The organism is Rhodococcus sp. P4_B6 (genome assembly GCF_056402215.1).
The window spans coordinates 1-3,477 of record NZ_JBFUHV010000350.1; the positions used below are offsets into that span (position 1 = coordinate 1).

Annotated in this window: 3 protein-coding genes and 1 pseudogene; all 4 read left to right on the top strand. The window is 73.3% G+C overall.

The genetic code is table 11. The features are described from left to right. The first annotated feature begins 174 nt into the window (after positions 1–174). A complete protein-coding gene (gene ssd, locus AC1DWT_RS50160) occupies positions 175–1,260 on the top strand; it encodes a septum site-determining protein Ssd (protein WP_095862965.1) in 1,086 nt (361 codons plus the stop codon). Beyond that, positions 1,257–2,456: a TadA family conjugal transfer-associated ATPase gene (locus tag AC1DWT_RS50165; RefSeq protein ID WP_072938103.1), complete on the top strand. Its 1,200-nt coding sequence runs from the start codon at positions 1,257–1,259 to the stop codon at positions 2,454–2,456. Before ssd ends, AC1DWT_RS50165 begins: the two co-directional genes overlap by 4 nt. Further along, entirely contained in the window at positions 2,453–3,244 is a 792-nt protein-coding gene (locus AC1DWT_RS50170) for a type II secretion system F family protein (RefSeq protein ID WP_477926162.1), read from the top strand. Before AC1DWT_RS50165 ends, AC1DWT_RS50170 begins: the two co-directional genes overlap by 4 nt. After that, positions 3,241–3,477: pseudogene (locus tag AC1DWT_RS50175) on the top strand (type II secretion system F family protein); the annotation flags it as partial. The gene AC1DWT_RS50170 and the pseudogene AC1DWT_RS50175, both read left to right, overlap by 4 nt.

A 3,477-nucleotide genomic window follows, 5' to 3' on the forward strand; every position in this document is an offset into this window, starting at 1 on the left:
CCTCCTCCCCCCCTGGCGAGGGTCGTCCTCTGTTTGTGGGCGCTCTGCCATCCTTCGCTCTCTGCTCTCTAGAAATTGGTGCGGTAGTACCAGTTCTTATCCCCAGCCCCGAAGTTGTCCACAATTCGCAAAGGGCACCTTTCCGCGGTCTCCGGCAGCGGGCACGCTCGCTGCATGGACGCACATGACGGTGGCGAAGTGCTGGTTCTGGTAGACGATCCGGCGCTGCTGCACAGCATCAGGCGCGTGGCGGCAGCGGCCGACCGGACGCTGAACGAGACCGACGTCGCCGACGCCCGGCACGCCTGGGGCAGCGCGCCGATCGTCGTGCTCGACGCGCGTGCCGCCGCCGCGTGCCGCAACCGGCTTCCACGCCGGCGGCGGGTCGTGCTGCTGTGCGACGGGCCGCCGGGCATCGACGAGTGGCGGATCGCGACAGCGGTCGGTGCCGAACACGTGCTGGCCGTGCCCGACGACGAGTCGGCCCTGGTCGCCGTTCTCGGCGAGCAACCCCAGCGGCCCGAAGCGGACGGAACCGTCGTCGCCGTGGTCGGCGGGTGCGGCGGAGCCGGCGCCTCCACCCTGGCGGCGGCGACCGCCCTCACCGCGGCGGCGCGGTCGCAGCTCACACTGCTGCTCGACACCGACTCGTGGGGATCCGGGCTCGACGTGCTGCTGGGCATCGAGGACGTGCCCGGACTGCGGTGGTCGGGACTGTCGATCGAAGGCGGCCGGATCTCTTCGGGCGCGCTCCGGGACGCGCTGCCCGCTCGAGGCGAGCACCTGCGGGTCCTCGCCTGCAGCAGGACCGGGCACGGCGCGGGACCGACGGCGGCCGCGGTCCGCGCCGTCACCGACGCCGGGCGTCACGCCGGCGAACTGGTCGTGTGCGACGTGTCGCGGTTCCCGGGTCCGGTCACGGAGGCCGTCCTCGAACTCGCCGACCTCGTGGTTCTCGTCGTGCCCGCGACCGTCCGGGCCTGCATCGCCGCGGGGAAGGTGTCGCAGTGGATCACCGAACGGAATCCCAATCAGGGACTCGTGGTCCGTGGCCCGGCACCTGGCGGGCTTCGCGGGGCAGACGTGGCGGAGGTCCTCAACCTGCCGCTGATCGCGTCGATGCGCGCCGAGCGCGCGCTTACCGGAATGCTTGAACACGGCGGTCTGCGGCCGGGGCGGCGCTCCCCGCTGGGCGCCGCGGCCGAGGCGGTCCTCGACACCGTCGGCAGCAGACCGCGCACACGGGAGTGGGCGGCATGAGTTCCCTCGTCACCCCCGACCTCCTCGACCGGGTGCGCGAACGCCTCGCGCACACGTCCGGCGAGCCGACACCCGCGACGGTTGCCGCGGCCATCCGGACCGAGTCCGGCGGCGTGCTCGGCGACACCGACCTGCTCGGTGCGTTGCGGGTGCTCATGACCGAACTCACGGGCGCAGGCCCGCTCGAGTCGCTGCTGACGGAGCCTGGTGTCGCGGACGTGCTCGTCACGGCGCCGGACCGGGTGTGGGTGGACCGCGGCCGCGGACTCGAGCGCGCAGCGGTCCGGTTCACGGACGAAGCAGCCGTGCGCCGACTCGCCCAGCGACTCGCGCTGTCTGCCGGCCGCCGCCTCGACGACGCCCAGCCGTGGGTCGACGGAAGGCTGCGGGACGTCGGAAACGGCTCGTTCGGTGTACGGCTTCATGCCGTACTGGCGCCCGTCGCTCAGGGCGGCACCTGCCTGTCGCTGCGGGTGCTGCGCCCGGCCACCCAGGGGCTGGGTGCGCTCGTCGCGGGCGGCGCCGTGACCGAGGCGGCCCACGATCTGCTGGTGAAGATCGTGCACGCACGCCTCGCCTTCCTCGTCACCGGCGGCACCGGGGCGGGGAAGACCACGCTGCTGGCCGCGTTGCTGGGTGCGGTGGACCCGGCGGAACGGATCGTGTGCGTGGAGGACGCCGCAGAGTTGGCGCCGACGCACCCGCACGTGGTCAGGCTGGTGGCCCGGGCACCCAACGTCGAGGGCGTGGGCGAGGTGACCGTCCGGGACCTCGTCCGTCAGTCCCTCCGTATGCGACCCGATCGGATCGTCGTGGGCGAGGTGCGCGGCGCGGAGGTGGTCGACCTGCTGACGGCGCTCAACACGGGCCACGACGGCGGCGCCGGAACGGTGCACGCCAACTCGCCCGAGGAGGTGCCCGCCCGGCTCGAAGCGCTTGCGGCACTGGGCGGAATGGACCGCGCGGCGCTGCACAGTCAGCTGGCCGCGGCCGTGCAGGTGATCCTGCACGTCCACCGGTCGTCGAGTGGAGCGCGGCAGTTGACGCAGATCGGTGTCGTCACTCGCGACGAGCACGGACGCGTCACGATCGTTCCCGCCTGGAGTCACGACAGGGGGGAGGGGCCGGCGGTGGACCGGCTCCGCCTCTGGTGTTCTCGGCGGGAACGGTCGGCTTCTCCTCGGGAGGCGTCGTGATCGCAGGTCTGGTGGTGCTTGCGTGTGCGGTACTGGCGGTGCCGTCCGCGCGGTCGCGTCCGCGCTTGCTCGCGGTGACCGGGCGGGGAGGTTCCGGGCGGCGGATGCGTCTGCCCTGGGCGGCTCCGGCGGCGGTCGTCTGCGCTCCGGTCGTGTACGAACTCGGCGGGATCTGCGCGGTTCTGGCGTCGGTGATCGTCTGTGCGACAGTGCGGTTCAGGTCGGTGCGACGTCGGTCGGCGAAGGCGAAGGACGCCGATCTGCGCGTCGTGCTGGCGGGCCTCGAGGTGGTAACGGCGGAACTTCGGGTGGGCGCGCATCCCGCCGCGGCATGTCAGACCGCGGCCGACGAATCGGTGGGCAGTGTGTCGGCGGCGTTCCGGGCCGCTTCGGCGCGCTCGCGGCTCGGGGGATCCGCCGCCGACGGGTTCCGGATCGCGGACTCCCGTGTCGGCACCGAGTTGGGGCGGATCGCCGACATCTGGGCGGTGGCCGACGCGCACGGTCTCGCGCTGGCGGAACTGCTCGAGGCGGCGCGGACGGACCTCCTGGGGCGCAGTCGCTTCCGTCAGCGGACCGAGGCGTCCCTCGCCGGAGCGAGGGCGACGGCGACCGTGCTGGCCGGGCTGCCGCTCCTGGGTGTCGGTCTGGGTCAGATGATGGGGGCGTCCCCGCTGGCGGTGCTGTTCGGCGGCGGGGTGGGCGGCATCCTGCTGCTGCTCGGTGCGGGATTGGTGTGCGCGGGACTGCTGTGGACCGACCGGATCACCGGGCGGGTGACGGGATGATCTGGGGCGCGGTACTTCTCCTCGCCTGCGCCGTGTTGGTTCTCCCCGCACCCAGATCACCGGTGCAGCGACTGCGCGGCGACACCGGCGGTCCGGGCGATGCGGTGGCCACGGCGGACGACCCCGCGCGCCGCGAGGACCCGCTCGCGACCGCCGCCGCCTTCGACCTGCTGGCAGCGTGCCTGCGCGCAGGGTTGCCGGTCGCGACCGCGGCGCTGGCCGTGTCGCGGTCC